Below are 24,461 nucleotides of genomic sequence, written 5' to 3'. Positions count from 1 at the left end.
GTGTGAGGATGAGATAAATGTTTAAGAAATTATTGTGCGTGTTCTTTGGTATGGGCCTGGCGTTCAGCGCGTCTGCTGCCGATGTCATCGCCGATATGCATGCAGAGATGTCCGGTTGCGAAACTTGTCATGCCGATGGCGCCCCGTCTGAAGACGGTGCCCATGAAGCGGCCCAGTGTGCGGATTGTCATGGCGGCCTGGCCGACATGGAAGCGCCACACCCGGCTCACGATGGCATGCTGGAGTGTACCGACTGTCACATGGTGCATGAGCAGGAAGTGGGTCAACACCCAGCCTGTGATGCCTGTCATGACGACGGCCGCACCGCTAACTAAGTTGGTGTGACAGTAAAAACCCGCCGGTTGGCGGGTTTTTTTGTATGTGTCTCTTAAAGGCGGTAATCAGTGGGCCGCCAGATAATCCAGTACCACCTGGTGGTGATCCTTGGTTTTAAACTTGTTGAACAGGTGCTCGATCTTGCCTTGTGGGCTGATCAGAAAGCTTAGGCGGTGAATTCCGTCGTACTCCCGCCCCATGAACTTCTTCAGTCCCCACACTCCAAAGGCATCGGCGATGGCATGATCTTCGTCAGAAAGCAGATCAAAGTTAAGGTTGTCCCGCTCGATGAACTTGGCCAGCCGTTTCACCGGATCGGGACTGATGCCCAGCACCACGGTATTGAGTTCCGCCAGTTCGGCTTTGGCATCTCGCAGGCTGCAGGCTTGAGTGGTGCAGCCCGGTGTCATCGCCTTAGGGTAGAAGTACACCAGCACCCGTTTGCCTGGAAAATCGGCCAGAGAAACGGTGTCACCGTGTTGATTTTTGAGTTCGAATTGTGGGGCATCCGCGCCCGCCTGTAGTGGATTCATGATGTCCCTAATTAGTGGTTTCGTTGGTATCCATCCGCCTGATACGGCAATCCAGCATCATCTGATCACCCAGGGCGGTCAATTGCTGCTCCAGATGATCGATGTCGGTGTTCTCCGGAATATTAATAAACAGCTCCAGTTGCTGCAACGCCTTACCATCGGCGGCCGTACCCGCATGGGTTCTCATGCCTGCCAGGTCTTGTTCCAGGTCGGCCAGACACTGGGTGACCTGGCGCATGGTGCCGCGGCGGTCTTCACCGGAATACTCCACCGCCAGCCGGGCGATGTGCTGCTGGGGTACGTGTTCACTGGTGCGTTTGCTGATGGTCAGCAGATCCAGCTGTGCCGCTTTGGCTGGCAGTTCATTCTCCATCAGGGCGATGGCGGCGTAACTGCCGGCAACCAGCATGATGAGGTTAAATTCATTGCCATAGGTGGCCATGCGGCTGTCAATGATGTCGCAATCGCAGCTGGCGGTCAGTTTAGCCAGTTGGTTGACGATTCCTGGGCGGTCGGTGCCCATTGCCGTAACCGCAAGATATTGGGTCATGGTGGTCCCTTATTGGCAGGTGATTGAAGGCCATCGAATCGATGCTGGCCGATCATGCTAGCACAATAAATTTAATCTATGGATGAGAATAACTTATGAGTCCAGGTTATCCGAAATAGGATTGGGGCAGTGCCAGTGGAGTCGTGGGTCCGAACCGGGATGAGGAAAACCCATCGAATTAAGCCCCGGCTAACCGGCTGGCATCCCTTGTCAATGCTGGTCGGCACAAGTACCATAGCTTGTTCAAAGGTCTAGGGATTTCAGAAGATGTTTAGCGGAAGTATAGTAGCGTTGGTCACTCCACTACTGGCGGATGGCGCCGTAGATTATGTCGCTCTTAATGAGTTGGTTGAGTTTCATATTGAGCAGGGTACCGATGCTATTGTCGCGGTGGGTACCACCGGCGAATCCGCGACCCTGAATCCCGACGAACATATCCAGGTGGTGGCAGCGGTGGTCAAGGCCGTTGCCGGGCGGCTCAAGGTGATCGGCGGTGCCGGTGCCAATGCCACTGCCGAGGCCATTGAGCTGACTCGTCGTTGCGAAGCGGCGGGGGTGGACGCCACGCTGTCGGTAACGCCTTATTACAACAAGCCGACCCAGGCGGGTTTGATTGCTCACTACAGTGCGATTGAAGCGGTCGCCACCAAGCCGATCATCCTCTATAACGTGCCGGGACGCACCTGTTGCGACCTGTTGCCGGAAACAACCGCTGAGTTGGCGAAACTTCCTGGGATTATCGCAATCAAAGACGCTACGGGGGACTTGAGTCGGGTGCCTCTGTTGCAGCAACTGTGTCCGGATGATTTTCTGCTGTTCAGTGGTGATGACCCGACCAGCATGGAGTTTATCCGACTGGGCGGTCACGGGGTCATCTCGGTCACTAACAATGTGGCGCCAGCCTGTTTTAAGGCGATGTGTGACGCCGCGTCTTGCGGTGACATGGTGGCGGCCAAAGCCTACAACGATAAGTTGACCGGACTGTATTCGGCGCTGTTTACCGAAGCCAATCCGATTCCGGTGAAATGGGCTCTGGCGGAGATGGGCAAAATGCCTCTGGCGACCTTGCGTCTGCCGTTAACTGAATTGTCTGAGGCGTACCATGACACGGTGCGCCACGCGTTGGTGCAGGCCGACGTGCTATAAAAAGGAAAAAAGAATGAAGCGAGTTTTACTAGGGGTGTTGGTAGTATCTGCACTTGCAGGATGCAGCACTCCGCTGGAGCGGCGTCAGCCCAGTGGCAGCTACGATTACACCACTCAGCCTGAGCCGGTTTCCCTGAAGGTGCCTCAGCAATTGAAAACCCCTGCCATCAGCTCCGAATTCCAGTTGCCGGGGCCAACCACAGGCAGTCAGGCTATGGGGGCTCGTGTCGACGTTCGTCCGCCGCTGCAGGTGCTGCCTTTGGCACCGGGTACCCGGTTGCAGGAGGGGGCAGACAGCGTTACCGTTCTGATTGAAAACCAGTTTGAAGACATCAACCTGAAACAGGAGATGTTGGAAAACCTGACCAAATTCCTCGCTCACAAGTCGATTCCGCTCACCGACACCGACAGCGGTGCCGGTGTTCTGAAAACCGACTGGATCGAGACTGTGGAAGAGTTTGGTGGCTCCATCTGGGGTAAAGATGAGTACCGTCTGCGTCAGCGCTACCAGTTTAACGTTGAAGTAAAGGACAACGGTCGTACCGGTGCCCTGACCATTGAGCTGACCGATCACGAAGAGCTGATCGACGAGCAGGATCAGGATGTGATTCTGACCGATTCAGACAAGCGGCGTTACTCTATCGATATGCTGAACAATGCTATCTCTTACATGAACTTCCAGCGCAAGCAGGAGCGCAAGATTCGCCAGATTCAGGATTCTGAAGGCATGGCTCTGTCACTGGGAAAAGATGCTGACGGTCACGCAGCATTTACTGCCAATGCCGATTTTGAGCGAGTGTGGAGCCGCTTGGATAAGGTGCTGCCTGTACTTGGCTTTACCGTGAAAGATCTGGATAAGAGCCAGGGTACCTACTACGTGGATTACGATCCCAACCAGGGATTCTGGGCCAGCCTGTGGGGCGACAACGATCTGTTGGCGCTGAAATCCGGCGCTTATCGAATTAAGCTCAGTGAAAAGAACGACGTCTCTTTCATCAGCTTCCTGGATGCCGACGGTCAACCACTTGATGATGAGCTGGTGACTTCACTGTATGAACAGTTTGCGCAGTACATGAAGAAGAACGCACGCTCTTTGTAACCCTGTGGCATCGAACTCTCAACGCCCGGCATTTGCCGGGCGTTTTTGTTGGTGCTGATCATCGCCAGCCACCGAAGGCGAGAGTGTCACTATTCTGTGGCAGCACATATGTTAACCAATGTTTTCTTTTGTGATCCGCGTCAGAAAAATTCCCCATGGTGAAGCTCGATCACGAAAGTCCAGCTTGTCGGTGGAATTAGCAACCATTAAATTCCTCCTATAATTGCCTTGGTGTGCGCGCGGTCACGCTTCCTGGGTGGGTGTGACTGGTGCCGCAGTTGAAATTTATTCGCGTAATAATCCAGCCATATCGAGAAGGTGTAATTCACTGATATACCGTTCATTATTGTTTTTCTGTATGGGTTGCAAACATTTCTTTATGCATGACTTTAGCGCCATGTAACACTATGAATAAAAAGGATAAATTTTTGTTTGTTGTTGTTTTTCTTGCTTTCGAAGCATGACAGGGATGGAGATTTTCCGGCGTTTGGGAGGGTTTTGCAGGGTTTGATTTGCAGAATTTGCCTACATAGAATTCGCCGATAACGAAAACGAAATGCAGGCTTCATGTTGAAATTGCGTGAGTGTCTGTTTCGGCAATGTTGAATTAACCGCAGGGGTTATCGATGTCAACGCAATCCTCCTATCAACAGCGGCGAAAGCCCGCCAGTGAGTTTGAATCCAGAGACAGCTATCTGGAAAACGAGCTGAGTATTATGAATTTCAGGCGCTGGCGCCTGCACCTCCCTTTCCGGGACTTCGGCATTGAGCTGGAAGACCTGGTGCCTGCCCTGGCGGCCACCATTGGCAAGGTGGTGATGGTTACCGCCATGGCGGCGGCCTTCGCCAGCCAGTTTGGCTTGTCGGCGGAGTTTGTCGCTGAAAACGTGCGCTACGAGTTGCTGATCGCCGGCGTGCTGTTTGCGGTGGTTTTCTCGGCACTGCTTAACCCCAACACCAACCTCGCCGGTACCCACGGACCGATGATTCCTCTGATTCCGTTGATCGCGGCGGCCGGGGGACACCCGTTGGCGCTGGGGATCATGGTGGGCGTGTTCGGCCTGCTACTCAGTTTCAGTAAAGGGGGCTCTAAATTGGTGACCCTCAGCGGAGAGGGGGTCCGGGGTGGGTTGCTGATCTACCTGGGGGCCGTGGGCTTGATTGGCCAGATTGGCAAACTGGAGTTGTGGTCGGAAGGGATCGGCATGGGCTTTGTGTCCTTTGGCGTGATCTTTGCGACCGTGGTGATTTATGCCTACCTGGCCCGGGTACAGAAACGCTGGCTGGCGATTCCCCTGTGCTCTTTACTTGCCGGTGTGGTGGCCTATGCCATGGGTACGCCGTTTGAGTTTGTCACCGAACCTGGCCTGCCGCCAATGAGCCCGACCTTCTGGTGGGGAGAAACTACGGGTTGGCAGCTGGGCTGGCCGGATCTGAACCACTTTATCGCGGTGATCCCGTTTGCCATTCTGGCGGTGGCCATGTGGTCTCCGGATTTCCTCGGTCACCGTGTGTTCCAGGAACTGAACTACCCCAAGAAAGCCAAAGGGGTACTGATGAACGTCGACGATACCATGACCGTCTGCTCCATTCGTCAGATTGTCGGCTCAATCCTCGGCGGCGGTAACCTGGCCTCTTCCTGGGGAACCTACATGATTCCGGCTGCCATCGCCAAGCGTCCGATTCCCGGTGGCGCCCTGCTCACCGGTGTGATGTGCGTACTGGCTGCGGTGTTGGGTTACCCAATGGATCTGGCTATGTGGGAGCCGGTATTGCGTGTGGCTCTGTTGGTGGGGGTTTTCCTGCCGCTGCTGGAAGCGGGCATGCAGATGGTTCGTGATAACCAGAGCGCCCAGAGCGCCGGTGTGTGCATATTCTCCTGTGCCTTCGTGAATCCGGTCTTCGGCTGGGCACTGACCATGCTGCTGGATAACATGGGCCTGATTGGCGACAAGAAGCGCAGTGCGTCCTTGTCCTTTGCGGATCGGGTGGTGATTCCGCTTATCGCCTTTATCGTCTGTGTGGGCTCTTTGGCACTGGTGGGACAGTTGCCTGGTATTCCGGCCATTCTGTAAATCGGCGCATTAAAAAAAGCGGCTGTGGGTTTTCCACAGCCGCTTTTTTGTGTCTGAACGGGCTTAGTTGCGCTGGAAGGGGTAGACGCTGCCCAGCTTCAGAATCTGGGTCAGGTGGTCCAGCGCGGTCAGTGATTCATTCAACAGCGCCGGATCCCGCAGGTCGTCCAGTGTCAGCTGATCGCGGTAGTGGCCGTTGATCCAGTCTCGCAAGGCCTGATGCTGCGCTGCATCCAGCAGGGTAGCCTGATTCACAGCCGCCAGTTCCGTTTCAGTCAATGCCACCCGCAGGCGCAGACAGGCGGGGCCACCGCCGTTTTGCATGCTTTGCTTAACGTTGTAGAACAGCACGTTGCTAATGGGGTTGGCGGCGGCAACCAGGGATTGCAGATACTGATTAACCTGGGTGTTGTCCTGGCACTCTGTCGGAGCCACAATCACCATCTCGCCACTGGGCAGGGTCAGAATCTGGGTGTTGAACAGGTAGCTGCGCACCGCGCTGTCGATGCTGACCTGCTCGGTGCCGACTCTGATGAAATGCAGCTTGTTGTCACCGAACTTGTCTTGAATCTCTGCCAGTTTTGCCTCGGTGTCGAGGAAAGCCTGCTCGTGATAGAACAGCACGTTCTGGTTGCCGACGGCGATGACGTCGTTGTGGAACACCCCCTGATCAATGACATCGGGGTTTTGTTGCAGGTAGACGGTCCGGGCAGCGTCCAACTGGTGCAGGCGGGCTACGGCTTGACTGGCTTCCAGCGTTTGCCGGGCCGGGTAGCGCTGCGGCTTGGGCTGGCTGGGATCCGAGCCGTGCTGACCATAGACAAACAGCTGCACCCCAGATTGGCCATAGTCACGGCACAGACGGGTATGGTTGGCCGCTCCCTCATCGCCGAACATGTCGTGGGCGGGGAGGGCGGCGTGATGGCGGAAATGGGCGGGATCAGCAAAGGTCGCCTGCAGAATACGGCCGGTGACCGGGTGCTCGATGGCCCGGTGGAACTTGTTGACCAGGTTGGCGGGGGTGAAATGCACCTTGTGATCGGCGCTGTCGGCACTGGGGGAGACGGTGGCGGCATTGGCGGTCCACATGCTGGAAGCGGAGTAGCAGGCCATCAGCAGGTGCGGCGCGGTGTCGTAGGCCCGCTGCAGTATCTGACCGTCACTGCCGGAAAAACCCAGGGTTTTCAGGGTATGGATATCCGGGCGCTGCTGGGGCGCCAGCACCCCCTGGGGCAGACCAAGCTGCTTAACGGACCACATTTTTTCTAACCCCTGCAGGGCGGCCGCTTTCGGATTTGAAACCGCCTGGGCGTTGGATTGGGAAGCCACATTGCCAAAAGAGAGACCGGCGTAATTATGGGTCGGGCCTACCAGGCCATCGAAGTTGGCTTCAAATGCACGCATGAAAATTCCTTATTCTATTTATAGTTGAGGTCCTGAATCCGATGGGAAAACCGGCAAGCGGTCCGGGATCGGGAAGTCAACAGTATAAAGAGGAAACTGTGATGGACAAGGGGAAAAATTGGCACTGGCGTTTACAATTGCATAACTATTACTTGCGTTAAGCGCGGCATTGCATTAGTAATTTTTTTAGGTGCGTTTTTAGTCCAAAAAAAAGTTGTTGGACAAAAATCGACTAACTAGTGGCTTGAAAGCGGGGCAAAGCTTGAAACTGGCGGATGTTCCCTCTATATATGGAGCCACTTTATTTGAATCAGCTTGTTAACAGGTGCCTATTCCTCCGTCATGGCTAAATCACTGGTAATTGTGGAGTCGCCCGCCAAGGCGAAAACCATTAACAAATATCTCGGCAACGACTTCATCGTAAAGTCGTCGGTGGGCCACATTCGTGATCTTCCGACTTCCGCCAGTCAATCGACCTCGTCAGTGCCGGCCAAGCCCGCTGCCGAAGTACGAAAGATGTCGCCCGAAGAGAAGGCAGAATACAAGCGTAATCGTGAATATCAGGGCTTGATTGCCCGCATGGGCATCGATCCCGAGCACGACTGGAAAGCCAACTACCAGGTGTTGCCTGGCAAAGAAAAGGTGGTCAAGGAGTTGCAAACTCTGGCTGCCAAGGCGGACCACGTCTATCTCGCAACGGATTTGGACCGCGAAGGGGAAGCCATCGCCTGGCACCTGCAGCAGGTGATCGGCGGCGATGACGAGCGTTATCGCCGGGTGGTGTTTAACGAGATCACCAAAAGTGCCATCAAAGACGCCTTCTCCAATCCATTGGAGCTGAATCAGGCCCGTGTGAACGCCCAGCAGGCCCGCCGGTTCCTCGACCGGGTGGTGGGCTTTATGGTCTCGCCGCTGCTGTGGAAGAAGATTGGCCGCGGTCTTTCCGCCGGCCGGGTGCAGTCAGTTGCGGTGCGCTTGCTGGTGGAACGTGAGCGGGAGATTCGCGCCTTTGTACCGGAGGAGTTCTGGGATCTGCACGCCGATCTGAGCTGCGCTTCCAGCGACGCCCTGCGGATGCAGGTGAGCCGCTATCAGGGTGACAAGTTGGCACTGACCAACGAAGCGCAGGCCAATGCGGCGGTTGCGACCCTGACCTCGGCCTCCTACACCGTCAGTGGTCGGGAAGATAAGCCGAGCAAGAGCAAACCTCAGGCGCCGTTCATCACCTCGACCCTGCAGCAGGCGGCGAGCACCCGTCTGGGCTTTGGGGTGAAGAAGACCATGACCCTGGCCCAGCGCCTGTATGAAGCCGGTTACATCACCTACATGCGTACCGACTCCACCAACCTCAGCAAGGAAGCGGTGGCCAACTGTCGTGACTATGTGACCGAGTGGTACGGCAGCGAGTACCTGCCTGACGCCCCGAAAACCTATGGCAGCAAAGAGGGCGCCCAGGAAGCGCACGAAGCGATTCGTCCCTCTGACGTTACCGTTAAAGCCGACAGCCTTAAGGGGATGGAGCGCGATGCCGAGCGACTGTATGACCTGATTTGGCGTCAGTTTGTTGCCTGTCAGATGACCGAGGCCAAGTACGACTCGACCACCCTGACCGTGGTGGCCGATGAGTATGAACTCAAGGCCAAAGGTCGCATCATGCGCTTCGATGGCTGGACCCGGGTGCAGCCGCCTCTGCGCCGGAAGGGGGAAGAGGATCTGATCCTGCCGCCGGTCAAGGTTGGCGACAGCCTGAGTCTGAAGCTGCTGGATCCCAAGCAGCACTTCACCAAGCCACCGGCCCGCTTCAATGAAGCATCGCTGGTGAAAGAGCTGGAAAAGCGGGGCATTGGCCGCCCGTCTACCTACGCCTCCATCATCTCGACCATTGTCGACCGTGGTTACGTCAAGGTGGAAAACCGCCGTTTCTTTGCCGAAAAGATGGGCGAGATCGTGACCGATCGCCTGGTGGGGAACTTCGAAAACCTGCTCAACTACGACTTTACCGCCGGCATGGAGCAGACGCTGGATAAAATTGCCGACGATCAGCGAGACTGGAAACAGGTGCTGAACGAGTTCTATGGCGAGTTTACCGAGCGCTTGGAACATGCCGGATTGCCTGCGGAAGAGGGCGGCATGGTTGGCAACGAAATGGTGCAAACCGACATTCCGTGCCCGACCTGCGAGCGCCCTATGGGGATTCGTACCGCCACCACCGGGGTGTTCCTGGGGTGCAGTGGCTACAATCTGCCGCCGAAGGAGCGCTGCAAGACCACCATCAACCTGACCCCGGGCGACGAAGCGGAAGCGGTGTTGTCCGGTGAGGACATGGAAACGGAAGCGCTGCGCAGCAAGCGCCGCTGTGGCGTCTGTGGCACCGCCATGGACAGCTACCTAATCGATGAAACCCGTAAGCTGCATGTGTGTGGTAATAACCCCAACTGCGATGGCTACGAGGTCGAGCAGGGTACTTTCAAGATCAAGGGCTATGACGGTCCAATCATCGAGTGTGACCGCTGCGGTGCCGACATGGAGCTGAAGAACGGCCGTTTCGGTAAGTACTTCGCCTGCACCAACACCGAGGCCTGCAAAAACACTCGCAAGCTGCTGAAAAGCGGCGAAGTCGCGCCACCTAAGGAAGACCCGGTACAGTTGCCGGAGCTGGCCTGCGAGAAATCCGATGCCCACTTCGTGCTGCGCGATGGCGCTGCCGGCCTGTTCCTGGCGGCCAGCACCTTCCCTAAGAGTCGCGAGACCCGGGCGCCGAAGGTGGAGGAGCTGGTGCGTTTCAAAGATCGTATCTCTCCGAAGTTTACCTACCTGACCGAAGCGCCGGCCAAGGATCCGGACGGTAATCTGGCGGTGCTGAAGTTCAGTCGTAAGACCAAAGAGCAGTACGTCGCCACCGAAGTCGATGGCAAGGCCACCGGTTGGACCGCCAAATATGTGGACGGTAAGTGGGTGGAAGAGTTGGCGAAAAAGCGTAAGCCGGCGGCGAAGAAGAAAGCCTGATTTCGGTTAGCCTGACCCAATTAAAAAGCCCGCTGTCACACAGCGGGCTTTTTTATGCGCTTAGAGCGTCCTGAAGAGCGAATTTACGCACTTTGACGCTGTTGCAGGGTTAGGTGCTGCACAATGTCTTCGATGCTCAGTAGCGGCATTTGGTGGGCTTTGGCGAATTTCACCAGCTCAGGCAGGCGCATCATGTCGCCGTCGTCATGGGCGACTTCGCAGATGACACCGGCAGGCTTGAGCCCGGCCAGTTGCATCAGTTCCACCGAGCCTTCGGTGTGGCCGCGGCGACTCAGCACCCCGCCGGGCTGGGCCCGCAGCGGGAACACATGCCCGGGACGGGCCAGGTCATCCGGCCGGCAGTGATCGGCCACCGCGGTGCGAATGGTGGTGACCCGATCTGCCGCCGACACCCCGGTAGTGACGCCAACCTTGGCTTCGATGGAGACGGTGAACGCGGTGCCGTTCTGGCTGGAGTTGTGGTTGACCATCGGGGGCAGCGCCAGGGCGTCGGCCCGTTCGTGGGTCAGGCACAGGCAGACAATGCCGCTGCCGTGGCGAATGAGCAGCGCCATCTGCTCTTTGGTGATGGATTGGGCGGCGTAGATGATGTCACCTTCGTTCTCCCGATCTTCATCGTCGACCAGAAGCACGCCCTGGCCCAGTTTAAGGGCGTTGATGGCGGCGAGTACGCGTTGCTCGGCGGTGCCGGCAAGTAGTGGCTGATTCATGGCAGTTCCTTTAATAATACAATGAGATACCAGAATCAGGGCATAGGAGGTTACCCAGGCAGAATGCGCAGGTAAGCGGGCCTGGCGCGAATGCGGCCTTGGCCTTGCAGAGACACCGGCCTGTGGCGTGGTGCCCTTATCCTCTTTCATCCGGACTGTAACCGTCGGCTCTGGTTTTGCACCAGATCTGCTGACCCCACCATGTGATGGGCGCTCGCGGGCTCACTCCCGGTAGGGAAGTTTACCGCCGGTGGGGAGTTTCACCCCGCCCTGAGAATAGTTGCCCGAAGGCACAGCCATGCTACTCCCGTGGGTGGAGTGACACAATGGAGAAGCAGCCAAACGGGCTGACCAGAAAACAATTTCGCGGCAGGGATCTCAGATTGGAACTTAGGCCGATGGCCGGCGGATTAGCGACAGGGGAAAACAGGGGAGCAGGCCGGATGGCTCCGGCCTGGGTAAAAGGGGATTACCACTTTTTCTTCGGCTGGAACAGTTCGTCCAGGTCGTCGGCGCGTTTGGGTTTGTTGCTCTCAACCGGTTGCTTACTGCCTTCGATGGTGTCGAGCAGTTCGTTGGTTTTCGCCAGCATGCGGGTGCGGTACTCCGGTGAGGCCAGTACCTGGTTGTTGAGAGCCAGGGTGATCTTCGACAGCAGCATCTTGGCAGAGCCGTACTGGCGGGCATTGACCAGGTTGCGGGCCCGGTTGAGCAGCACTTCGATGTGGATTCGCAACTGCAGCTTATCGATCTTCAGCTCTTCGTCGGTAAACACTTCGGCGTTGATGCGGCCTTTGTTGTGTTCATTGCGCAGCACCGGCTTGAGCTTTTTCAGGGTTTGGATCAGCACCAGAGTCTGTTTTTCGTTGCTGGGCAACTGAAACAGGTCGATGCTCCCCTGCCCGGCTTCCGAGTCCTGAAGTCCCTTTAGCTGGGCCATGGTCTGGGCGATGCGGGAGTCCATGTCACTGCTGGCGGGACTCATCTGCTTGGCGGTTTTAAGGGCATCGAGAATGCGCTGATTCAAGGTTTGCAGCAGGGCATTGCTCATCGGCAGCACAGCGGCCTGGGAAAGGATATCTTCTGACTCTTCGATAATGGCACGCTGACGAGCCAGCTCTTTCCGCCTATTGGCTTCTTTAGCTTCATGGTGCTGATAAACCAGATTGATGGCGATGATAACCAACAAGGCGATCACAACCATGACGACAACGGCAAAAAATGACATGCAATAGCAAAGAGTTAGAATTTTTCTCAATGTTACACTATTGTCCAGAGAGTTGCATCCTAACGGATAAGGCTTTGCTATATTCCATTTGTGTTTTAGAATTATCAGGTTTATAACTTTATGATATTAAAGACAAGGGTCTGAGAACACCATGAAGCTTCAACAGTTGCGCTATATCGTCGAGGTGCTGAACAATAACCTCAATGTGTCTGCTACCGCAGAGAGTCTGTATACCTCTCAACCGGGGATCAGCAAGCAGGTGCGGATGTTGGAAGATGAGCTGGGCATTCAGATCTTTGGCCGCAGTGGCAAGCACCTGACCCACGTGACCCCTGCGGGGCAGCAGGTCATAGACATCGCCTCCGAGGTGCTGGGCAAGGTTGAAAGCATTAAGAAGGTGGCGCGGGAGTACACCCAGCCCGATCGCGGAGATCTGATTCTGGCGACTACCCATACCCAGGCCCGCTACGCGTTGCCGGAGGTGATTCGCGGCTTTATCGAGCGTTATCCTCAGGTCAATCTGCATATGCACCAGGGCACTCCGGACCAGATCTGCGAGATGGCGGTACGCGGTGATGCGGATTTTGCCATCGCTACTGAAGGCATGAACATGTTCCATGACCTGCTGATGCTGCCCTGTTACCACTGGAATCGCTCCATCGTATTTCGCAAAGATCACCCGCTGGCCTCTAAAAGCACCGTCAGCCTGGCAGACGTAGCGGAATGCCCATTGGTGACTTATGTCTTTGGTTTTAATCGAAGCAGCGCCCTGGAGCGGGCGTTCCACAACAATGGCCTCGAGCCCAGAGTGGTGTTTTCTGCCACCAGCGCCGATGTATTAAAGACCTACGTCCGGTTGGGACTCGGGGTCGGGGTAATGGCGACCATGGCCATTGATGAAGTGGAAGATCAGGATCTGGTGGTGGTGGATGCCAGCCATCTGTTTGAGCCGAACACCACCAAGATTGGGTTTCGAAAAGGCAGCTTTTTACGTAGTTATATGTATGAATTCATGGAGAGGTTTGCTCCGCATCTGACCCGTGAACGGGTCGAGCAGGCGCAATTGCTGCGGGATCAGCAGCAGGTGGACGAGATGTTCGCAAACATCGAGCTACCGATGCGGTAAAACCGAATCAAAGCGGAGAACCATTCGAAATTTATCTGGTCTGAATTGTCGGCTGGAAAATAAAAAAGCAGCCTCAGGGCTGCTTTTTTATTTCGGGATTCGAGCTTAGCCGCGGTAACGGCATCCGGAGGTGCAGGTCTCTTTGATCTCCACCATCGACAGTTGCGGCAGCGTCGGTTTGAGTTCATTCCAGATCCACCGGGCCAGCACTTCGCTGGTGGGGTTCTCCAGGCCGGGGATCTCATTCAGGTAGTAGTGATCCAGGCGATCGTAGATGGGCTTAAAGGCCGCTTTGAGATCGCCAAAGTCCATTATCCAGCCGGTGTGTGCGTCGACCTCTCCACTGATGTAGATGCGCACCAGAAACGAATGACCATGCAGCCGGCCGCACTTGTGCCCTTCAGGAACATTGGGAAGGTGGTGTGCGGCTTCAAAATGAAACTCTTTGTAGATTTCAGTAGACATAATGGACTCCGTAAAAATGCGCCGGAAGTTTGGCATGGCGACGAGAGTGATGCAATAGCGAATTGTTTGCTATCGTAGGCACTCAGGGAGTGATTTCGAATAAAGGAAATACGATGAAAAAAATGCTTTTGGGCACACTGACGATTGTTGTGTTGGCGGGATGTGGACAGCCTGAAGCCAGCTGGGTACATGATACAAAAGATAATCAGGGATTTATGGCTGATCGAGATCGTTGCAACGTCGCCATTGACGACAGTCAGGCCGATTTCAAAGCGCGGTTTTCCGCCTGTATGAAGCGCGCAGGTTGGAGACTCGAAGCTCATTAACGCATCGCGGCTAAGGAGCAAAGTATGTCACGACGACCACTAACCGCAGAAGAAAAGCAGGTACTGGAGCATAAAGGCACCGAAGCGCCGTTTTCCGGCCGGTTTCTGCATCACGACAGTCGCGGCTGGTACCGGTGCCGCAACTGCGATGCCCCGCTGTACCCCAGTGAGTCGAAATTCGATGCCGGTTGTGGCTGGCCATCGTTTGAGGCGCCGCTGGCCCAGGCGGTGACCGAGGTGGCCGATGCTGACGGCCGCCGAACCGAGATTCTGTGCCGCCAGTGTGGCGGTCATCTCGGGCACGTGTTCAGGGGAGAGCGGTTGACTCCGGCCAATGAACGCCACTGCGTCAATTCACTGAGTCTGGCGTTCAGCCCTGAGCCAGGCGCTCAGGTCGCTTCTCTGATGCTGGGAGGCGGGTGTTTCTGGTGCATCGAAGCGGTGTTTGAACGGGTCAATGGTGTCAGCCGCGTGGTGAGTGGCTATGCCGGCGGTCGCATCGACAACCCCGGCTATCAGCAGGTGTGCAGCGGTGAAACCGGCCATGCCGAGGTTGTAAAGCTAAACTACGATCCCGCGGTGGTGGATCTGGATTCCCTGCTGGAGCTGTTTTTTGCCAGCCACGACCCAACCACCCTGAATCGCCAGGGAGCCGATCGGGGTACCCAGTACCGCTCCATTGTCATTTGCGAGGATGAGGAGCAGGCAGAGCGGGTCCGCCACTATGTGCAGCGACTCGAGGCCAGTGGTGCCTTCGCCCAGCCAATTGTGACCGCCATCGAGCAAGGGCATGATTTCTATCCTGCCGAACTCAGCCATCAGCAGTATTATCAGCAGCACCAGAGTCAGCCTTATTGCCAGATGGTGATTAGCCCCAAGGTTGCCTCTGTATTTCAGCGATTTGCCGACAGGATGAAAGGCGACGAATAGACTAAACTGGTGACAGTTATCCACCAAAGCGACCGGACTGCCAGGGAGGCGACATGCAGGGAATCATCTTTACCGAGTTTCTCGACTTGGTTGATGAGGCGTTTGGTCCTGAGGTGACCGAAGCGTTGTTTGAGCAGCTGGAGCTGCCCAGTGGGGGCGCCTATACCCGGGTGGGCAACTACGATCACGAGGAGATTGTGGCTCTGGTGAAGGCGCTCAGCAACCAGGTCAATAAACCGGTGGCAGAGCTGCTGTACAGCTACGGTTATTACCTGTTCCCCCGTTTAATGAAGCTGTATCCACAGCGGTTGAGTCACTGCTACAACAGCTTCGATTTTCTCTATGCCGTAGAAAACGAAATTCATACCCACGTCAAAAAAATTCACGTCAGCGCCGAAGTACCCACCTTCGAGTTTCCGCACCGGGACGAGCATCAAATGCAGGTGATTTACAACTCCAAGCGCGGGTTGGCGGACGTCGCCCACGGCTTGATTGCCCGCTGCTGTGACCACTTCGACGAGGCCATCGATATCGCCCTGACCGATCTGAGTGGCAAGGACAAGACTCGGGTTTGTTTCCTGTTGACCAAGCGGGCCGGTGAATGACGGATCTATGGCAAAAGCGCTACCAAAGGGAGAGGCGTGCACGCGAGCAGGCAGAAGCCCTTCTGGAAACCAAAAGCCTTGAGCTGTATGAGCTGAATCGGAAGCTGGAGGCGACCAACCTGCTGCAGGCTGGCGAGATTAAGTGGCGGCAGCGGTTTGATGCTTGTTTACTTGGGGTAAGCCGGGATCTGCTGTCTTGCAATGTCTCTGCTCCGTTTGACACCATTCGCGATACCCAGGCTCGCCTGGGGGCGCTGCTGTCGGCAGCCTGGATTGGACTGGAGTGGGGACGGGGCCGCTCCCTGTGCTGGCCTGTGGTGTATAACGGTCCCTGGCCTAAGCACCAGAGTGGGCCGCTGGCGAAAGAGGAACCCATACTCAGTGAGCGTGATCACCGGTGTGGCTACCAGGCGGTGGCCACCGGGGTGTCTCTGATAGTGGTATTCAGTGAAGAGGTGGAATGGCGAGAGCCTCACCAGGATATGCTCAGGGATCTGGCGCTGCTGTTTGATGCCTTCTATAACAACTGGCTGGCCTTTACCCAGCTAAAGCTGGCCGAGCAGGAAACCCACAGAATGTCGACCCTGAGATCCCGGTTCCTGGCGATGGTGACCCATGAATTGCGAACGCCCATGAATGGCGTACTGGGCTGTGCCGATCTGCTGGCGTCCTCCCCCCTGAACTCGGAGCAGCAGCAGTTGTTAAGGGTACTGACTCACTCCGGCCACAGTTTACTGGCGTTGATCAACGACGTGCTGGACTATAACAAGATCGACTCCGATCAATTTTGCCTCAATGACAAGCCCATCGATCTGCACCAACTATGCCGGGATACGCTGGAGGTCGTGCGGCCCATGGCCAGTGATAAGGGGCTGAGCCTGACTTGCGAAGTCAAAGGTGAGCTCCCCGACGCGGTCTGCCTCGATCCCAGCCGTTATAAACAGGTTTTGCTGAACCTGCTGGGCAATGCCGTTAATCACACCGAACAGGGCGGGGTGGCGTTAACCCTGGACAGCCGCCAGGTTGGCGACGTTGTCGAGGTGGTGACCTGTGTTGAGGACAGCGGCCCGGGAATAGGGGAAGCGTTTCAGCAGCGGTTGTTTGAGCCCTTTACTCAGGAGGGTGGGACCAGTGGGGAGGGAACTGGCCTGGGGTTATCCATCAGTCAAAAACTGGTGCGGCGCCTGGGCGGCGAACTGCAGGTCAGCAGTGAACTGGCGGTGGGAACCCGTTTCTATTTTGCGCTGGAACTGATCCCGTGCGTGCGACCGCCGGTGAGCACTACCAGCTTGAAAGTCAGCAAAAGTGGCCACATTCTGGTGGCAGAAGACACCAAAGCCAATCAGTTGGTCATCAGGCTGATGCTGGAGAAGGAGGGGTGTCAGGTCACCCTTGTTGAGAACGGGAAGCAGGCGATAGAGCATGCGTGTGAGCACCCTTATGATCTTATTCTCATGGACTGCAGTATGCCGATCATGGATGGTTATTCTGCCACCGAGGTATTGCGCTCAAAAGGCTGTCAAACCCCCATATTGGCGTTGACCGCCACCACCACTGCAGAAGCGCACAAAATGTGCATGGAAGCGGGTATGAATGCGGTGCTGCATAAGCCCATTCACCGGGCCTCGCTGATGCAGGCGATTGATCAATGGCTGTAACGATATTGATTCTAATCTATAGATGATAACTTGCCATTTTATGCGCTATTCATTCTATTTAATCGTAGCTATTCTCGGGTTTTCCCCCCTTTACTGGAGTTGGCAATGGGACGTTTAGTGGATGGACAATGGCACAACGTGTGGTACGACACCGAGGCCAATCAGGGCAAATTTGTTCGCAGTGAGTCGCAGCACCGAAACTGGGTTACGGCCGACGGCGCTCCCGGCCCCAGTGGGGAAGGTGGCTTTGCCGCCGAGCCGGGGCGTTACCATCTGTATGTCTCTATGGCCTGTCCCTGGGCCCATCGAACCCTGATCTTTCGAAAGCTCAAAGGTCTGGAGGATGCCATCAGCGTGTCGGTGGTGCACCCGCTGATGGCTGAGCACGGCTGGACGTTTGCTCCGGGAGACGGAGTGATCGCCGATGACATTAATGGAGCCGACTATCTCCACCAGATCTACACCACCGATGACCCGCTCTACAGTGGCCGGGTGACAGTGCCTGTTTTGTGGGACAAGCGGCAGAAGCGCATCGTCAGCAATGAGTCGTCCGAGATCATTCGAATGCTCAACAGTGCGTTTGATGGGGTGGGCGCGATGCAGGGCGATTACTATCCACAGCCGCTTCGAGCAGAGATCGATGCCATCAATGAGTTGGTCTATTCCGGCATCAATAATGGCGTCTACCGGGCGGGATTTGCGACCACCCAGTCGGCTTATGAGGAGGCGCTGGAGCAGTTGTTTCAGGCACTGGATGTACTGGAATCCAGATTGGCGGCGCAGCGATATCTGGCCGGCAACCAGCTCACGGAAGCGGATTGGCGTTTGTTTACCACTCTGGTGCGTTTCGATTCCGTCTACGTGGGCCACTTTAAGTGTAACCTTCGGGATCTGCGCGAATACCCCAATCTGTGGGCCTACACCCGTGAGCTCTACCAATGGCCGGGAATTGCAGAGACCGTCAATATGGCCCACATTAAACAGCATTATTACCGCTCCCACGTCATGATCAATCCCACTGCGGTGGTGCCGATCGGCCCCTGGCTGGACTGGATGCAGCCCCATGGGCGTCAGGGTTTGTAACGCTGGAGAGTCGGGTCATCTATGCTATGAGGACAACACTGTCAGGGAGAATGTGATGAAAGTGATGGTATCCAGGTGGCTATTTTTGGTGATGGTGCTGCTGTCGGCACCGGTGAGTGCCAGTGATGCGCTGATCGGTATGTTGACCTCCCAGCTCGGGGTCACCGAGCAGCAGGCCAGCGGAGGCCTGGGCGCTTTGCTGGCCACGGCCGAGCCAAACATGAGTGCCGAGGGGTTGAGCTCCCTGTCGGGGATCATTCCCGACATGGATGGCCTGCTGGCCACCGGAGCGCAGTTGCTGGGGGGGGAGGCGTCGTCGTCGGGCACTTCCAGCCTGCTGGGCGGGCTGATGGGGGGAAATGCCACCGCTCTGCTCGGCCTCAATGAGGCGTTTTCATCGCTGGGCCTGGATTCAGCCATGGTGGCGCAGTTTAGTCAGGTGTTGCTGGATTATGTTAACAGTGAAGGGGGACAGGCGCTGATGCAGCAACTGCAAACGGCGCTGCTTTAACCCGATGGAAGGCCGCTTATTTTAGCGGCCTTTGAGCGCTGCCGGTGCCGGCATGTGCGCTGTGATCAGGGTAGTGTTTCCTCGGGTTATTCGGTGTTTTTCTTCAGTCTCTTAACACTTTATTCAACGATCATCTACAAAAAGCACAACTGTTGGCCAACGGGGTTGTATTGCCCTGATTACTTAATTAGATTCTTCTTAAGTTGATCGGTCTGGGTGCGTCATGAATATAACCATCAGGTGGAAATTGTCGATCTTAGTGGCAGGAGTGTTGCTGGCGGTCAGCAGTTTCTTTTGCCTCAATCTGCTGTTGATTGAGACCGGAGTGCTGAATCAGCAAAAGGTGTTGGTTTCAGAGCAGGTCGAGTCTTTGGTGAATGCCAATTTGCAAGGGCAGGTTGAAACCATGACTCGATCGGTGAGTGAGTACTACCAGCGCACCGATGATAAAGAAATTCGTGAGGCATTATTTCAGGAGGTGTCGGGACTGCGCGTTGCCATTGGCAATATGTACGACAACAACCTCACTGATGATGCCGCCATGACCCTCTATACCTTTATCAATGAGTATCAGTGGGGGAGTGGCCGTTACCTGTTTGCCTACGACGCGGACACTCTGTCTAATGAGGCGTCTGGAAACGGCGAAGTGGCGGTTGGGAACTCGTTCGATGCACAGGATGAAAAGGGCAACTACTACGCCCGTGACATTGTCTCCTCGGCCCGGCAGCACGACATCGGTTTCAGCAGTTACTTCTTCACCAATCCTCAAACCGGCAAGGTGGAGGAAAAGCTGTCGGCGTCGTTCTACTTTGCTCCTTTGAACCTGGTCATTGGCACCGGGGAATACGTCAGTACCCTCAAGCAGCAGGCGACGGAAGCTGCGCTGCTTGCGATTGCATCGTCCCGTTTCGGCGAGCATGGTTATTTTTGGGTTCAAGACAAAAACGGCACCCTACTGACACACCCCGACCCGGCTTTGATTGGCTCGGTCACACCAAGCAGTCGGGAGGTGGCCCGGCAACTGGCGACCCGATCCCAGGCAAGCGTGTTGACGCAAGAGGTGCACCCGGACACCCAACTTCCTGAAAATCGTCTGACATTTGCGAAACAGGTATTTCCTCGTTGGGGATGGGTCATTGTGACCGGTACTTTTCAACGGGACGTGACTGGCATCGAGGAGAGCCTCGGTGTCGCCATGGCCGACCTGTTTGATGCTGAGGTTGGTAAGGCCCTGATCTATACCGTGGTATTGCTGATTTTAACCATGATTCTCTCGGTGTTCCTGCTGAACTTGATCATTGCCGAGATGGTGGATTTGAAACTGCGCATCGACAACCTTTCTACTGGAGATGCGGATCTGACCGCTCGACTGGAGGTGAAAAGCAGGGATGAATTAGGGGCGATCAGGGAGTCCTTTAACGATTTCGTCGGTAACCTGCAATCGATGATGTTGGATATCTCCCAGGCATCGGGTCACATCACCGTCGGACTTGACCAGCTTAACGAGCAGACCGAGCGAAACAGCAGGGCATTGGACCGGCATTCCTCCGAGACCGAACTGGCGGTAACCGCCATCACCCAGGTCAGCAGCACCGCAGATACCGTAGCGCGCAGTTCGGAAAATACCTCCGACAAGACCCGTCAAGCCAACGACGAAGCCAGAGAGTCCAAGGTGACGGTGGTCGAGGCCGGTGACAGTGTTCGGGCATTGGTGGAGGAGATGGGTACCGCCTCGGCTTGCATCGATACCATGAACCAGAACACTCGTAACATCGTCTCTGTGCTCAGCATCATCGGTGATATCGCCGATCAGACCAACCTGCTTGCCTTGAATGCCGCTATTGAAGCCGCCAGGGCCGGGGAGCAGGGCAGGGGCTTTGCCGTGGTGGCGGAGGAGGTTCGTAACCTGGCTTCACGTACCCAAAAAAGTACGTCGGAGATCAATGAGATTTTAGGCACCCTGCAGCAGGGAGCGGAAGAGGCCGTGACTCTGATGGACGGCACCCGCAGCAGCTGCCAGCGAGTGGCAGACAACACCACCCGTATTACCGAGCGTCTGGATCAGATGACCGACTCCATTAGTGACATCGATGCCCTGAGTGGCCAGATCGCCACGGCGGCACAGGAGCAGAGCTCGGTGAGCGAGGAGATCAGCGCCAACGTCCATACCATCCAGGAGATGGCCGCCGAGCTGGCTCAAAATGGCGAGGAGACTGCGGTCAGTACCCGCAGCCTGGCCGCTGCCAATGAGCAACTGTCGACCCTGGTGGGGCGATTCCGGCTTCGTTGAGCCGCCGAGGGTTGATTCTGATCGATGGCAAAGCTGATGGCTGGATCAATGATTTCTTTTGTCTGCAGACTGTGCCCCAAAATACCAGCCACGTTTGCCAGCCGCGCAGCTCCAATCTGAGCCGGTTCAAGGCTCAGGGAGAGGCGGCGAGCCGCGGCTCAGCGGTCGAGGAGACCCGGTGGTAGGCCGGAGGCTTGACTCTGGAATAAATTACACAGAATGTGGTCTATCCTTTGGAGAGTCGATTCCACACTGGGAGTGCCTGCTTATTGCAGGCCACGATGCCCAGCCCCGGGAGGAAGGAGGAGACCGCAATGCCGAAATTCATCGATTCCCACCCCATGGAACCCTTTACTGCGGATCAGCTACGAGACCTACAGAGTGCGCCGCCCGATGAGTTCGGGGTGACACACCACGACATCCTGTTCAGCAAGAGGGACAATCTTATCTATTGCGTACTGGAGGCGCCGAACGCAGAAGCGATCCACAAGCATCACGCCAAAGCCGGCATCTCTTGTCAGTGGGTGCATGAGGTCGAGTCAACCCGCAGTAAATAGACCACTCAGGAGTCGGCTGTCCCGCTGACTCCCTTTTTTTTGACCTCTTTCCTGTCTAATACGCCCGCCCCCTCCAGCCATGGGGTTTTGGTGGGGCTGCAGACGGGGTTGTCGGGTCTGTAACTCATTGATCTGGCTTGGCCCTACCTGTTGGTGCACATTGGTACCCAATGGCAAAACTAAAACCGCAGGGTTTTGGCGATCCGTGGCAAATATAAAGACAGATTCGGAGGGAGCATGTACCTGACTCCCATCAGCAGGCCGACGGGCCGGTCTTTGAGGCAGTCAGGTGAGTTGAGCCACCTTAGTTGCATCTGAAAAACTCTGGATTCTTCCTAAAAACTCTCCTTAAGGTGTTGATATAATTACCTCTGTAAATCATTCATCGACGCATTGAATTTGGGGTCAAGCCTTGTCTAAGCAACTGAATTACAAAAAAGTCCGCTCGATTTTGGTCGTTTGCATGGGCAATATCTGTCGCTCACCTACGGCAGAGGCGGTGTTTGGCCATCGCTTCGAGGCTGCCGGGTTGAAGGTGGAGCTGGACTCAGCCGGTACTCTGGCCTACCACGCTGGTGAAACACCAGACAGTCGCTCGGCAGCGGCGGGGTGCCGGCGGGGCTACGACTTTTCCGGCATTCGGGCCCGTCAGGTTCGGGATGAGGACTTTGAACACTTTGACCTGATACTGTCTGCCGACCGTTCCAACCTGAGCGACCTGCGCCAGAGGTGTCCGTCGCATCTGACCTATAAACTGGGGATGATCATCGATGGCGCTGAGGTACCGGATCCTTACTATGGCGGTAGCGATGGCTTTGAACGAGTGCTGGATCTGTTGGAAGTCGCAGCGGATCAGTGGCTGGCCCGGCTGCGCTGAATCGTTATCGGTAACCGCAAAAAAAACCGGCCATTTGGCCGGTTTTTCTATGGGTTCAGAGTCAAGCCTGGCGCTGCTCCCAACGGCGCTTAATCGGCACGATGATCATGGTGGCGACAATGGCACCCAGAATCATACCAATGGCAACGACGGGGCTTTGGAGGGCATTGGGGTTGACCGCCAGGGTACCACCGAGGCCCAGCATCATCACACCGGACATCAACTTCAGGGTTTGCCCCTCTTTCTCGGACAGCTTGCGCTTGCCCATGGTCATGGCAAAAACGGTCACGATGGCTGCCAGGGGGATCACATACACCACGTTGTAGAGCACCAGATACAGGTAGCGGGTGCTTTCACTGAGGTCGTGCATCGACAACACACTGGTGTAGATCATCGGGAAACCGGCGGTACACAACAATTCATAGGCGTTGGCCAGTACCGCCAGTACCGTGGTGCCGGCGATCATGGCAGCCATACTGGAGGCGCTGGATAGCTTGCCCATGCGTTTAATCAGGCCGGTACGGTTTTCCGCCGACATCGACAGCGACACTTCGCCTCGATTGAGGAAAAACTCCTTTACATTGATGCCGCCGGCGATGATCGCCAGTATCCCGGCCGCGAGGATAATCCAGCCGCCGTCGGAACCGTTGCCCAGCAGCTGGAACAGATTCAGCCAGGCGGTCATAAACAGGAAGTAGATCAGTCCGGAGAAAAATACGAAGATGCCGCCGACGATCAGCATTCGGCCCCGGCTCTTGGCGTTTACCATGACGCTGAGCAGGAACAGGAGCACAAAGAAGGCGCAGGGGTTGAAGGCGTCTACACCGGCCAGGACTACCGTCAGCATCGGCAGGGACAGCTTTTCCGGATTCACCACGCCGACAAAAGGCAGCTCTACCGGCTGCACTGCCGGTGCGGTCAACTCGCTGACGCCGCAGGTTCCCTCGTCGCCTTCTCCGCACTGGGCGGACAGATCCAGGCTGGTGTTCAGGCTCAGATCGGCATCGGTGCCGTTGCCGGCGATGGCGGCGGTGCCACTGAGGTCACCACCCAGGCGTTGGTAGCAGCTGCGCAGTTGTGCCTCCAGGAACTGGCCGGTTGTCTGCTCACTGGTGTAGCCGACGATGGGAGTACCACACACCGCCATAAAGGGAACCGAGTTGGTCTGGCTGCCGGTCAGTTCAGCGATGTATTGCCAGTGTTTGCGGGTCTCAGGATCCGATACTTTATGGTCTTTCAGTTGTATCCAGGGGTAGTGGGGAAGCAGTTTTTCGGTGATGAAAGGGTGAGCCTCGGCGCAGTGCGGGCAGGTTTCAGACCAAAAGAAATACAGGTTGACCACAGGTTGATCGTTGGCGCCCTTAGAGAACCAATCGGCATCGGCGGCGGTGGCCAGCGGAGACAAAACGCACAGTAACAGGCCCCAGAGCAGGCCCCTAATCGGATTCATTGAGAATCACTCCTAAGACACAGAAAGTACTGGTTAAGAGTTCAATTTAAGCGGGTTGGTTCAGTGCCGGTAACGGTATTTAGCCGAGATGTTATCTAATGCACATTTTTTTTACTTCGGTGCGAACTACTGGTCAGAGTTGTGTAAGAGGTGGGCAGAAAAAAACCGGTAACGTTGCCGTTACCGGTTTGTTTATTCAGCGCGAGCCAGTGACTTATTCTGAGTCTTCAGGTTTTGTCGTGGTGGCGTTGGAAGAGAAGCGGTAACGACTCTTTGCAAAGTCGTTGGGCTTAGCTTCCGCTTCAGCCGGAGCGTCACTCTGAGGCACTTTTACGGCTTCAAACTCTGGCACTTCCACCTCTGGCGCGGCGGCCTGAGCAAAGGCAGCTTTGGCAAAGCGGCTGGCACCGGCAACTGGCTTAGCTGCGGCCGGCTTAGGCTCTTCGGCTTTGGCTTCGGTTACCGGCTTAGGCTC

General features: G+C 56.0%; 23 protein-coding genes and 1 riboswitch. Of the genes, 15 read left to right on the top strand and 8 right to left on the bottom strand.

What is annotated here, in order from left to right; genetic code table 11:
- The first annotated feature begins 17 nt into the window (after nt 1-17).
- The gene (locus tag BLT77_RS08280; protein WP_090364635.1) at nt 18-335 is read left to right on the top strand and encodes a cytochrome c3 family protein; all 318 of its coding nucleotides are present in this window, start codon (nt 18-20) and stop codon (nt 333-335) included.
- A gap of 66 nt (nt 336-401) precedes the next feature.
- Here BLT77_RS08280 and bcp read toward each other — a convergent pair whose 3' ends face one another.
- Both bcp and BLT77_RS08270 read right to left on the bottom strand, forming a co-directional pair.
- A complete protein-coding gene (bcp, locus tag BLT77_RS08275) occupies nt 402-869 on the bottom strand; it encodes a thioredoxin-dependent thiol peroxidase (RefSeq protein ID WP_090364632.1) in 468 nt (155 codons plus the stop codon).
- 7 nt (nt 870-876) lie between these two features.
- Nucleotides 877-1,419 (bottom strand): glycine cleavage system transcriptional repressor, encoded by a 543-nt coding sequence (locus BLT77_RS08270; protein ID WP_090364630.1) that lies wholly within the window; start codon nt 1,417-1,419, stop codon nt 877-879.
- A 267-nt stretch (nt 1,420-1,686) separates the two neighbouring features.
- Between BLT77_RS08270 and dapA the strand changes: the two genes are divergently transcribed.
- From dapA to BLT77_RS08255, 3 genes are all read left to right on the top strand, one after another.
- Nucleotides 1,687-2,565 carry a 4-hydroxy-tetrahydrodipicolinate synthase gene (dapA, locus tag BLT77_RS08265; protein ID WP_090364628.1) on the top strand — a complete coding sequence of 293 codons (879 nt, stop codon included), beginning with the start codon at nt 1,687-1,689 and terminating at the stop codon, nt 2,563-2,565.
- Nucleotides 2,566-2,578: 13 nt separating this feature from the next.
- A complete protein-coding gene (gene bamC, locus BLT77_RS08260) occupies nt 2,579-3,664 on the top strand; it encodes an outer membrane protein assembly factor BamC (RefSeq protein ID WP_176819238.1) in 1,086 nt (361 codons plus the stop codon).
- Nucleotides 3,665-4,290: 626 nt separating this feature from the next.
- On the top strand, nt 4,291-5,739 hold the full coding sequence (locus BLT77_RS08255) for a DUF3360 family protein (protein ID WP_090364624.1): 1,449 nt from the start codon (nt 4,291-4,293) through the stop codon (nt 5,737-5,739).
- A gap of 63 nt (nt 5,740-5,802) precedes the next feature.
- Here the strand turns inward: BLT77_RS08255 and astB are convergent, their stop codons facing one another.
- Complete coding sequence (astB, locus tag BLT77_RS08250) at nt 5,803-7,143, bottom strand: N-succinylarginine dihydrolase (protein ID WP_090364622.1); 1,341 nt, start codon at nt 7,141-7,143, stop codon at nt 5,803-5,805.
- 342 nt (nt 7,144-7,485) lie between these two features.
- Here astB and topA point away from each other — a divergent pair, with 342 nt between their 5' ends.
- Nucleotides 7,486-10,149 (top strand): type I DNA topoisomerase, encoded by a 2,664-nt coding sequence (gene topA / locus BLT77_RS08245; protein WP_090364620.1) that lies wholly within the window; start codon nt 7,486-7,488, stop codon nt 10,147-10,149.
- A gap of 83 nt (nt 10,150-10,232) precedes the next feature.
- Here the strand turns inward: topA and ribB are convergent, their stop codons facing one another.
- Both ribB and BLT77_RS08235 read right to left on the bottom strand, forming a co-directional pair.
- Entirely contained in the window at nt 10,233-10,880 is a 648-nt protein-coding gene (gene ribB, locus BLT77_RS08240; protein ID WP_090364618.1) for a 3,4-dihydroxy-2-butanone-4-phosphate synthase, read from the bottom strand.
- A gap of 134 nt (nt 10,881-11,014) precedes the next feature.
- Nucleotides 11,015-11,162, bottom strand: a riboswitch (FMN riboswitch).
- A gap of 187 nt (nt 11,163-11,349) precedes the next feature.
- The gene (locus BLT77_RS08235; protein ID WP_090364615.1) at nt 11,350-12,108 is read right to left on the bottom strand and encodes a hypothetical protein; all 759 of its coding nucleotides are present in this window, start codon (nt 12,106-12,108) and stop codon (nt 11,350-11,352) included.
- Nucleotides 12,109-12,259: 151 nt separating this feature from the next.
- On the opposite strand from BLT77_RS08235, the gene cysB reads away from it, so the two are divergent.
- Nucleotides 12,260-13,234, top strand: a complete 975-nt coding sequence (gene cysB / locus BLT77_RS08230) for an HTH-type transcriptional regulator CysB (protein WP_090364613.1) — start codon at nt 12,260-12,262, stop codon at nt 13,232-13,234.
- A gap of 105 nt (nt 13,235-13,339) precedes the next feature.
- Here the strand turns inward: cysB and queD are convergent, their stop codons facing one another.
- A complete protein-coding gene (gene queD, locus BLT77_RS08225; RefSeq protein WP_028112293.1) occupies nt 13,340-13,699 on the bottom strand; it encodes a 6-carboxytetrahydropterin synthase QueD in 360 nt (119 codons plus the stop codon).
- A gap of 113 nt (nt 13,700-13,812) precedes the next feature.
- Here queD and BLT77_RS08220 point away from each other — a divergent pair, with 113 nt between their 5' ends.
- The 9 genes from BLT77_RS08220 to BLT77_RS08180 all read left to right on the top strand — a co-directional run bounded on the left by BLT77_RS08220 (nt 13,813) and on the right by BLT77_RS08180 (nt 22,536).
- Nucleotides 13,813-14,025, top strand: coding sequence for a hypothetical protein (locus BLT77_RS08220; RefSeq protein WP_090364611.1), 213 nt, complete (start codon nt 13,813-13,815; stop codon nt 14,023-14,025).
- A 24-nt stretch (nt 14,026-14,049) separates the two neighbouring features.
- Entirely contained in the window at nt 14,050-14,955 is a 906-nt protein-coding gene (locus BLT77_RS08215; protein ID WP_090364609.1) for a bifunctional methionine sulfoxide reductase B/A protein, read from the top strand.
- Nucleotides 14,956-15,008: 53 nt separating this feature from the next.
- Nucleotides 15,009-15,560, top strand: a complete 552-nt coding sequence (locus tag BLT77_RS08210) for a heme NO-binding domain-containing protein (protein WP_090364607.1) — start codon at nt 15,009-15,011, stop codon at nt 15,558-15,560.
- Nucleotides 15,557-17,218: a response regulator gene (locus tag BLT77_RS08205; protein WP_090364604.1), complete on the top strand. Its 1,662-nt coding sequence runs from the start codon at nt 15,557-15,559 to the stop codon at nt 17,216-17,218. The genes BLT77_RS08210 and BLT77_RS08205 overlap by 4 nt, the downstream gene beginning before the upstream one ends.
- 105 nt (nt 17,219-17,323) lie before the next feature.
- Nucleotides 17,324-18,301: a glutathione S-transferase family protein gene (locus tag BLT77_RS08200; RefSeq protein WP_090364602.1), complete on the top strand. Its 978-nt coding sequence runs from the start codon at nt 17,324-17,326 to the stop codon at nt 18,299-18,301.
- Nucleotides 18,302-18,356: 55 nt separating this feature from the next.
- Entirely contained in the window at nt 18,357-18,812 is a 456-nt protein-coding gene (locus BLT77_RS08195; protein WP_176819237.1) for a DUF2780 domain-containing protein, read from the top strand.
- Nucleotides 18,813-19,059: 247 nt separating this feature from the next.
- Nucleotides 19,060-21,102, top strand: coding sequence for a methyl-accepting chemotaxis protein (locus BLT77_RS08190; RefSeq protein WP_342707528.1), 2,043 nt, complete (start codon nt 19,060-19,062; stop codon nt 21,100-21,102).
- A 314-nt stretch (nt 21,103-21,416) separates the two neighbouring features.
- Nucleotides 21,417-21,659 (top strand): nickel-binding protein, encoded by a 243-nt coding sequence (locus BLT77_RS08185; protein WP_090364597.1) that lies wholly within the window; start codon nt 21,417-21,419, stop codon nt 21,657-21,659.
- Between the two features lie 424 nt (nt 21,660-22,083).
- On the top strand, nt 22,084-22,536 hold the full coding sequence (locus tag BLT77_RS08180; RefSeq protein ID WP_281241972.1) for a low molecular weight protein-tyrosine-phosphatase: 453 nt from the start codon (nt 22,084-22,086) through the stop codon (nt 22,534-22,536).
- A gap of 61 nt (nt 22,537-22,597) precedes the next feature.
- Here BLT77_RS08180 and BLT77_RS08175 read toward each other — a convergent pair whose 3' ends face one another.
- Nucleotides 22,598-23,986, bottom strand: coding sequence for a cytochrome C biosynthesis protein (locus BLT77_RS08175; RefSeq protein WP_090364594.1), 1,389 nt, complete (start codon nt 23,984-23,986; stop codon nt 22,598-22,600).
- 214 nt (nt 23,987-24,200) lie between these two features.
- Nucleotides 24,201-24,461 (bottom strand): hypothetical protein (locus BLT77_RS20255; protein ID WP_218126918.1); only part of this gene is annotated, 261 nt, incomplete at its 5' end.

Origin of the sequence: Ferrimonas sediminum (genome assembly GCF_900100175.1) — a bacterium.
In the GTDB taxonomy this organism is placed as follows: Bacteria; Pseudomonadota; Gammaproteobacteria; order Enterobacterales; family Shewanellaceae; genus Ferrimonas; species Ferrimonas sediminum.
Note: the sequence above shows the minus strand (reverse complement) of the source record. Positions and strands in the feature narration are given on the sequence as shown.

Coding starts and splice junctions, on each gene's coding strand:
- BLT77_RS08195 (WP_176819237.1), top strand. CDS start 18,357: ATGAAAGTGATGGTATCCAGGTGGCTATTTTTGGTGATGGTGCTGCTG.
- cysB (WP_090364613.1), top strand. CDS start 12,260: ATGAAGCTTCAACAGTTGCGCTATATCGTCGAGGTGCTGAACAATAAC.
- astB (WP_090364622.1), bottom strand. CDS start 7,143: ATGCGTGCATTTGAAGCCAACTTCGATGGCCTGGTAGGCCCGACCCAT.
- BLT77_RS08255 (WP_090364624.1), top strand. CDS start 4,291: ATGTCAACGCAATCCTCCTATCAACAGCGGCGAAAGCCCGCCAGTGAG.
- BLT77_RS08205 (WP_090364604.1), top strand. CDS start 15,557: ATGACGGATCTATGGCAAAAGCGCTACCAAAGGGAGAGGCGTGCACGC.
- BLT77_RS08215 (WP_090364609.1), top strand. CDS start 14,050: ATGTCACGACGACCACTAACCGCAGAAGAAAAGCAGGTACTGGAGCAT.
- bcp (WP_090364632.1), bottom strand. CDS start 869: ATGAATCCACTACAGGCGGGCGCGGATGCCCCACAATTCGAACTCAAA.
- BLT77_RS08235 (WP_090364615.1), bottom strand. CDS start 12,108: ATGTCATTTTTTGCCGTTGTCGTCATGGTTGTGATCGCCTTGTTGGTT.
- topA (WP_090364620.1), top strand. CDS start 7,486: ATGGCTAAATCACTGGTAATTGTGGAGTCGCCCGCCAAGGCGAAAACC.
- BLT77_RS08185 (WP_090364597.1), top strand. CDS start 21,417: ATGCCGAAATTCATCGATTCCCACCCCATGGAACCCTTTACTGCGGAT.
- BLT77_RS08280 (WP_090364635.1), top strand. CDS start 18: ATGTTTAAGAAATTATTGTGCGTGTTCTTTGGTATGGGCCTGGCGTTC.
- BLT77_RS08200 (WP_090364602.1), top strand. CDS start 17,324: ATGGGACGTTTAGTGGATGGACAATGGCACAACGTGTGGTACGACACC.
- bamC (WP_176819238.1), top strand. CDS start 2,579: ATGAAGCGAGTTTTACTAGGGGTGTTGGTAGTATCTGCACTTGCAGGA.
- BLT77_RS08175 (WP_090364594.1), bottom strand. CDS start 23,986: ATGAATCCGATTAGGGGCCTGCTCTGGGGCCTGTTACTGTGCGTTTTG.
- ribB (WP_090364618.1), bottom strand. CDS start 10,880: ATGAATCAGCCACTACTTGCCGGCACCGCCGAGCAACGCGTACTCGCC.
- queD (WP_028112293.1), bottom strand. CDS start 13,699: ATGTCTACTGAAATCTACAAAGAGTTTCATTTTGAAGCCGCACACCAC.
- dapA (WP_090364628.1), top strand. CDS start 1,687: ATGTTTAGCGGAAGTATAGTAGCGTTGGTCACTCCACTACTGGCGGAT.
- BLT77_RS08210 (WP_090364607.1), top strand. CDS start 15,009: ATGCAGGGAATCATCTTTACCGAGTTTCTCGACTTGGTTGATGAGGCG.
- BLT77_RS08220 (WP_090364611.1), top strand. CDS start 13,813: ATGAAAAAAATGCTTTTGGGCACACTGACGATTGTTGTGTTGGCGGGA.
- BLT77_RS08270 (WP_090364630.1), bottom strand. CDS start 1,419: ATGACCCAATATCTTGCGGTTACGGCAATGGGCACCGACCGCCCAGGA.